9 protein-coding genes are annotated in these 6,088 nt (G+C 58.8%); all 9 read right to left on the reverse strand.

Going from position 1 to position 6,088, the window contains the following annotated elements:
• Window positions 1–182, reverse strand: a 182-nt coding sequence (locus tag HF921_RS03430; protein ID WP_215893306.1) for a class II fructose-bisphosphate aldolase, incomplete at its 3' end; no start/stop codon positions are given.
• A gap of 125 nt (window positions 183–307) precedes the next feature.
• On the reverse strand, window positions 308–2,659 hold the full coding sequence (locus tag HF921_RS03435) for a nitric oxide reductase activation protein NorD (protein WP_215893307.1): 2,352 nt from the start codon (window positions 2,657–2,659) through the stop codon (window positions 308–310).
• A 15-nt stretch (window positions 2,660–2,674) separates the two neighbouring features.
• A complete protein-coding gene (locus tag HF921_RS03440) occupies window positions 2,675–3,478 on the reverse strand; it encodes a CbbQ/NirQ/NorQ/GpvN family protein (protein WP_215893308.1) in 804 nt (267 codons plus the stop codon).
• A 253-nt stretch (window positions 3,479–3,731) separates the two neighbouring features.
• The gene (parA, locus tag HF921_RS03445) at window positions 3,732–4,364 is read right to left on the reverse strand and encodes a ParA family partition ATPase (protein ID WP_215893309.1); all 633 of its coding nucleotides are present in this window, start codon (window positions 4,362–4,364) and stop codon (window positions 3,732–3,734) included.
• Window positions 4,365–4,400: 36 nt separating this feature from the next.
• Entirely contained in the window at window positions 4,401–4,679 is a 279-nt protein-coding gene (locus tag HF921_RS03450) for a hypothetical protein (protein ID WP_064217669.1), read from the reverse strand.
• Complete coding sequence (locus tag HF921_RS03455; protein WP_215893310.1) at window positions 4,676–5,119, reverse strand: ferritin-like domain-containing protein; 444 nt, start codon at window positions 5,117–5,119, stop codon at window positions 4,676–4,678. Before HF921_RS03455 ends, HF921_RS03450 begins: the two co-directional genes overlap by 4 nt.
• A gap of 13 nt (window positions 5,120–5,132) precedes the next feature.
• Window positions 5,133–5,471: a BMC domain-containing protein gene (locus HF921_RS03460; RefSeq protein WP_014030440.1), complete on the reverse strand. Its 339-nt coding sequence runs from the start codon at window positions 5,469–5,471 to the stop codon at window positions 5,133–5,135.
• Window positions 5,472–5,518: 47 nt separating this feature from the next.
• A complete protein-coding gene (locus HF921_RS03465) occupies window positions 5,519–5,815 on the reverse strand; it encodes a BMC domain-containing protein (RefSeq protein WP_215893311.1) in 297 nt (98 codons plus the stop codon).
• Between the two features lie 47 nt (window positions 5,816–5,862).
• A partial coding sequence (locus HF921_RS03470) for a BMC domain-containing protein (RefSeq protein ID WP_215893312.1) occupies window positions 5,863–6,088 on the reverse strand: 226 nt, incomplete at its 5' end.

The following is a 6,088-nucleotide window of genomic DNA, read 5'->3' on the forward strand; positions in this document are numbered from 1 at the left end:
AGTTCGAAATCGTAGTGTTCCAGATGCGATTCGGCCAGAGAGAGGATTACGGGGGCGCGAGACCGCTCGGCAGCGGCCATGACGCCCTCGACGAACTCCAGGCTCACGACGTCGAAAGCGCCTACCGCGTATCCATGCGCATAGGCATGGCTCAGCAGATCTTTCATATGCACCAAAGGCATAACGCTATCCCCCGAATGAATCCTGGACGGAAAGATTTCCGTTCTGGTCGTCGCATCACAGGATCCAACCTCCGTAATGCCTGGCCCTGAACAAAGCGCTCACCCATTATCGTACGGCTGGTTTTTCATCGGGTGAGACCCATGTAGAGGATCGGCAATTTTTCGGGCAATCTCTGCACCTGATCCAGAACCACATAGTTGTTCGCGCCAAAAATGCGGGATACGTACTGGTCAGCCCTGGGATCGAGGCTCAGGCAGTAGGGAGAAATGCCGATTTGGGTCAGTTCTTCGACGGCTTTCTTGGCGTCATATCGCAGGTATTGGGGATCGCGCACATCGTTATCCGCCGGCTCACCGTCGGTGATCACCAGCAAGAGTTTTTTGTTGCTGGGCTGACGTTTCAAAATCGAGCCGGCATGGCGGATCGCCGCACCCATGCGCGTGGATAACTGTCCGCTCATGCCCGCCAGGCGGGATTTGGCATGGTCGTTGTAGGCTGCGTCGAAATCTTTGTAGCGAAAATATTCCACATCGTGACGGCCGTTTGAATCGAATCCGTGAATGGCGAAGGGGTCGCCTATTTTGTTGAGGGCATCGGCGAGCAGCACCGTCGCTTCACGTGCCAGTTGTAATACAGTGCTTTCCGAACCCTGCACCGGGTCATTGGTGGATTCGGACAGATCGATCAGCAGCAGTACTGAGAGATCACGCACCTTACGCACGTTGCGCATCATGATGCGCAGATCGGGCTGCTCGCCCATACGCATCTCAATCATGGCACGCACAGCGGCGTTCAGGTCGATTTCATCGCCGTCTTCTTGCTTGCGCAGGCGCTGCACCCCTTGCGGTTGCAACGCTTCGATCAGATATTTGAGTCGACCGATGACAGGCTTGTGCTTGGCCACAATTTCATCAATGATCTCCAAGGCGCCACTTTTGGCCCGCTTTTCCAGTACGGTGCACCAGCCTGGTCGCTCCAGTTGCATCTGGTAATCCCACTCCGGGTAATGATAGGGCTCCGGCGGTGGCTCGCGACCCTCTTGTTGATTGAGACTGGTGGATTCCTCATCGCGGAAGAATTCGCTGGATAGTACCCATATTTCGTTGGCATCATCGCCTGCGCCGGGCACGTCGATGGCATTGACCATTTCCATCACACTGACGTATTTGCGAATTTGCTGCGTGGTGACGCCAGCGATCACCTGCCCGACTTCGCGGATATCCTCGAACTCCCAAATATAACGGTTGTCGTCGCGATAGGGGATATCCGGCAGATCCGCGGTGCTTGAATAGACCACGCCAAGTTGCTGCATTTCCGCAGCAAGGTGCAAACCGACCTCACGCACCCATTCGGTGGAGCGCAAGCAATCCTGATGCCCGCTGAACATCTGGCGACCCATCGCTACCCAAGGATGATCATCGGAATATTCCGGGTCCAGCAGAGCATGTGCCAAGCGCGCCATTAAGGGCGCGGCATCGTTGCCGGATGCGGGCGTTGCCGTGTGTAGCGGCAACCAGATTTGCCCGAGCCCAGGAAACTGCTTGAGGGCGATGGCTTCCACGCGGGCATCCTCAACCAATCCGACCAGCGTCACCTGCATCGCACTAAGCCCGGTACTGTCAAATTGGCGCGTGGTGTATACCTGATGACAGGCCGCGTGGGCGGCACTGGCGCGGTATAGTTCAATGCCGGAGGTGCGCGTTTCCTCACCTGACGGTGTCAGCCACACCAGATCATCGTACGCATCGGGGAGATGGATAATGTATCCCTCGATGGAGGGGCGGTAGCCTTCGCGCCGCTCGAAGTCGCCGCTGGTGGGGCGCATAAAGAAATCGCGCCCCCACAAGGCGCGCAAATACATGCCGATACGGCGCTGCACGTCAATGAACAGCGTGCCTTTGCGTTCCTTTTGCAGAACGCCCATAGATTCCGGGCTTTCCAACGCGAAATATTTTGCCTGGCCATCAAAATCGGTTTTGTGCGCCTGCGCGCCCCACAGCGCCCAGCGCCGCAGCCCGCCCAGAGTAAGCTGGCCCAGGAGTATGCTGAGGTGGTCCAGCATCGGACGCACCCCGCGCGGCGCCTGGGCGAGCAGGATGTCGAGCAAGTGCAAATAGGCACGGAACAGCTCCGGATCCCCCAATCGCGTAGCCGCCACGGGACTGCTGGAAAACATCGCGGCGATGACGGTGGCGCTGGTCTTGGAATACATTTTGATCCCGGCAGCGAGCATATCATGGACGGCATCTTCGCCCAGTTCGCGCGCCACCGCCGGTGCGCTTTGGATAAATGACACCACCAGATCGGTGCCGCGTCCCAGGGACTTCAGGCTGGCCGCGCCATTCAAATAGTCGTTTTCCAGTCCACGCGGGGTGAACACCCGCGCCGCCTCATCCCAGGAGGCGCGCAGCACTTCGCCGGCGTGCTCCCCGAGTTCGGCCAATATGTCCTGGTATTTTTCGAGTTCGACCGCCATCTTTGGCTCCGGATATCAGAAGAATGTACTCACCGCCGCGTCGAGTGCATCACGCATATCTGGATCATCGGTGATCGGCCGAACCAGCGTCATACGGCATGCCGCCAATGGCGCCACCCCCCGGGTAATCAGGTTGCCCGCGTAGATCAGCATACGTGTGGAGATTCCCTCGTCGAGGCCATGCCCCTTGAGGTTGCGCGCGCGTTCGGCGATGGACACCAGTTTGCCGGCGATTTCAACACCGACACGGGTTTCGTGGGCAACGATCTCGGTTTCAATATCGTGGGTAGGATAGCTGAAATCCAGTGCGCCGAAACGCTGTTTGGTAGACTGCTTCAAGTCTTTCATTAAGCTCTGGTAGCCCGGGTTGTAGGAAATCACCATCTGGAAATCGGGATGGGCCTGTACCAGTTCGCCCTTCTTTTCCAGCGGCAGCACACGCCGCGCGTCGGTGAGCGGGTGGATCACCACCGTCGTGTCCTGGCGGGCTTCCACCACTTCGTCGAGATAGCAGATGGCCCCAAAACGCGCGGCGATGGCCAGTGGGCCGTCCTGCCAGCGGGTGCCGGAAGCGTCGAGCAGGAAACGGCCGACCAGATCGGATGCCGTCATGTCCTCGTTACACGCCACGGTAATCAGTGGCTTGCCCAGTTTCCACGCCATGTATTCAACAAAGCGTGTTTTTCCGCAACCGGTAGGCCCTTTCAGCATCATGGGCATGCGCACCGAATAGGCCGCTTCGTATAGTTCCACTTCGTCGGCCACGGCGCGGTAGTAAGGCATATCTTGAACGAGATATGGATCAATTTCGGGTGACATTATTTATTTCACTCCTGAAGCCAAAAATAAGGCATTTAATCGGGCCACACCCGCCGCGGATGCAGGCTCTTGTGACTCTCTGAGCGAGGTGCAGAGGGTCGTTTTTCCTCAGTTGGGTTCGATGATGATGGCAAAAGCTCCTTGCCCGGACGGCCTGTGTTCAAGGCATTCGCCTGGGTGTCTGGCGCCGACGCTTCGACTTGCTGCGCTTGAACCTGGCGTACCCCTTGCGCCAGTTTGGATCCCAATTTCTTCACAGGCATAAGACCTCCTCAATGATCGCTTCCATATCCGCCACGGCTGCTTGGGCGCGTTTGCCCAGTCCGTAGACGCTCACCCCTTCGACCGCGGCGCCGCGATAAGCCGCTCGCCGCTGCATGCTGGCTTGCAATATCGGTATATCGAACTCCCCCAGAGCCTCGCGCATGGCGCGGGACAGGGCATTACGGGATTCCATTTGGTTCAGTACCAAGCGTGCGCGCAGGCCTGGATTCCATCGCCCGGCTTCGCTCACCGCGGCCGCCATCCCCACGCTGGCCCACAGATCAATCGGGGAGGGCAACACCGGAATTAATATCACTTGAACCGAGCGCATCACCGCAGCAACTACATCACCCTGAATAGTCGGTGGACAGTCCACCATGACATAGCGATGGGCGCATGCCAACTGCGCGATCGTCGCGGAGGGGTCATGGCCGGCCGGTATTACCGGCGGCAGGCCGGTGTCAGCGGTCATGGCGACCCACTGACTGAGCGAACCCTGAGGATCGGCATCTACCAGGTGAGTGGATCCCCGCCGAGCCAAGCCCGCCGCGAGATTCAGCGCCAGGGTGGTTTTGCCAGTACCCCCTTTTTGGTTGATTACCGCGATGATGCTGTCCGTCATACTTGCCCCCGTTACCGATTCGCTCGGTTTGTCGGTTTAGGTTCTTTCCATGGCGGCCAGCGCTTCCATCTCGCCGACGAAACGAGTCTTGCACTCGGCCAGTACGGCCTGACCTTCGGCATCAATACTGATGTTGACGTAGGTTTTGCCAAAGCTCACATTCGGATAGAAGTCCTCGCGTTTGGACAGATCAGCCATTTGATCCAAAAAATGGCGTGTCTGGACGTAACTTCCAAACTCAAATCGCCAGTTCAGCGTGGGCAGGCGTTCCTGTGGTCCTGATGAAGCCGCATTCAGATCCTTTACAGCGTTCATGCTATTGCTCCTTGATGCATCTCGGTCAACAGGTGATCCAGGTCGCGCAAGTGACCCAATTCCTCTTGCAGCAGACCGGCGAACAAGGCTTGCAACCCTTCTGCACGCACGCGGGCGCAGTAGTGGGCGGCTTCCTCGTACAGGCGGATCACGTCGATCTCCAAGTCGCGATCGATCAGCAGCATCTCCTCCAGGGATCGACCCGGACGAATGGGCGGCAATTGCGTGCCATTGGAAGGAATACCCAACATCAGCATGTGCTCAATCAACCGCTGCGCATGTCCGAGCTCCTCCTCCGCATCACGGCGGAAACGGCCACTGTATTCCTTCAACTGCCACATCGCGCTCAGACTGGACTGGGTGAGATACTGCTGCACAGCGGCCATCTCGGCACTGAGCGCGCGCATCAGGTAGCCCGTCATTCGCGGATCATTCGCCATGGCCACGCCGATACTAGCTGAGTGACTGGCTGACCACGCCGTCCAACCCGCTGTCACCGGCATCGGGCGCCTTCGGAAGTATGTTTTCCACTTCGGAATGGACGCGGGCGATGATATGGGCAGCTACCAGGCCATCGCCGACGCGCTCACACGCATCCGCTCCGGCGCGCACCGCCGCATTTACCGCACCGGTCTCACCGCGCACCAGTACGGTGACATAGCCGCCGCCCACGAACTGGCGACCCACCAGACGCACTTCCGCCGCCTTGGTCATCGCGTCTGCCGCCTCGATCGCCGGCACCAGGCCGCGCGTTTCAATCATACCCAATGCTACTCCGCTGACGTTTGCCATTTTTATCACTCCATGTACTACTGCTTCGGTTGATCCGTTTAAACCACTTATTCCGTCGGATTGCTGGGCAGAATATTTTCCACTTCACTATGCACGCGAGCGATGATGTGGGCGGCCACCAGGCCATCGCCGACGCGCTCACACGCATCCGCTCCGGCGCGCACCGCCGCATTGACCGCCCCGGTTTCACCGCGCACCAGCACGGTGACATAGCCGCCGCCCACGAACTGGCGACCCACCAGACGCACTTCCGCCGCCTTGGTCATCGCGTCCGCCGCCTCGATCGCCGGCACCAGGCCGCGCGTTTCAATCATACCCAATGCTATTCCGCTGACGTTTGCCATTTTTATCACTCCATGTACTACCGCTTCGGTTGATTCGTTTAAACCACTTATTCCGCCGGATTGCTGGGCAGAATGTTTTCCACTTCACTATGCACGCGGGCGATGATGTGGGCGGCCACCAGGCCATCGCCGACGCGCTCACACGCATCCGCTCCGGCGCGCACCGCCGCATTGACCGCACCGGTTTCACCGCGCACCAGCACGGTGACATAGCCGCCGCCCACGAACTGGCGACCCACCAGACGCACTTCCGCCGCCTTGGTCATCGCGTCC

Source organism: Acidithiobacillus ferriphilus (assembly GCF_018854775.1).
Classification (GTDB): Bacteria; Pseudomonadota; Gammaproteobacteria; order Acidithiobacillales; family Acidithiobacillaceae; genus Acidithiobacillus; species Acidithiobacillus ferriphilus.

Coding starts and splice junctions, on each gene's coding strand:
- HF921_RS03435 (WP_215893307.1), bottom strand. CDS start 2,659: ATGGCGGTCGAACTCGAAAAATACCAGGACATATTGGCCGAACTCGGG.
- HF921_RS03440 (WP_215893308.1), bottom strand. CDS start 3,478: ATGTCACCCGAAATTGATCCATATCTCGTTCAAGATATGCCTTACTAC.
- parA (WP_215893309.1), bottom strand. CDS start 4,364: ATGACGGACAGCATCATCGCGGTAATCAACCAAAAAGGGGGTACTGGC.
- HF921_RS03450 (WP_064217669.1), bottom strand. CDS start 4,679: ATGAACGCTGTAAAGGATCTGAATGCGGCTTCATCAGGACCACAGGAA.
- HF921_RS03455 (WP_215893310.1), bottom strand. CDS start 5,119: ATGGCGAATGATCCGCGAATGACGGGCTACCTGATGCGCGCGCTCAGT.
- HF921_RS03460 (WP_014030440.1), bottom strand. CDS start 5,471: ATGGCAAACGTCAGCGGAGTAGCATTGGGTATGATTGAAACGCGCGGC.
- HF921_RS03465 (WP_215893311.1), bottom strand. CDS start 5,815: ATGGCAAACGTCAGCGGAATAGCATTGGGTATGATTGAAACGCGCGGC.